The sequence below is a fragment of the Paenibacillus sinensis genome (genome assembly GCF_019904155.1).
Lineage (GTDB): Bacteria > Bacillota > Bacilli > Paenibacillales > Paenibacillaceae > Paenibacillus_AQ > Paenibacillus_AQ sinensis.
In genome coordinates this window covers 1-442 of sequence record NZ_JAHCMB010000014.1, presented here as the reverse complement: position 1 = coordinate 442, position 442 = coordinate 1, and the positions used below count along the sequence as shown (strand labels likewise).

The following is a 442-nucleotide window of genomic DNA, read 5'->3' as shown; positions in this document are numbered from 1 at the left end:
GCGTTTGGCTGTTTCTGCTCCGCTTGGTGGAACCTCTTCTCCGCCGCTTACGCTGCTTCGAATGCGCTTCCATCCAAATCCGCTCAACATCCAAACCCCTTCGCTTTAAGCATCACTTACTTCAACTTGCTAGACACAAGTTTCAGCTAAAAGATGTTCTAAAACGCAATTTTCGTTTCGGTATCCAGTTTTCAAGGATCAAGGTTCTTGCTGTTGATGAAGTTTGTTGGTGGAGCCAAGGAGGATCGAACTCCTGACCTCCTGCTTGCAAGGCAGGCGCTCTCCCAGCTGAGCTATGGCCCCGCAAATTCCATCAAAACTGAACAAATGAGCCGCGTTAAGATATGGAAGCATAGCTTCCGATTTGAATGTTTCCGCTACGGGAAACGATTCTCCATAGAAAGGAGGTGATCCAGCCGCACCTTCCGATACGGCTACCTTG

General features: G+C 48.9%; 1 tRNA gene. It reads right to left on the bottom strand.

The features are described from left to right. Nucleotides 1–227 precede the first annotated feature (227 nt). Nucleotides 228–303: transfer RNA gene (locus KIH86_RS01095), tRNA-Ala, on the bottom strand. Between the last annotated feature and the right edge of the window lie 139 nt (nt 304–442).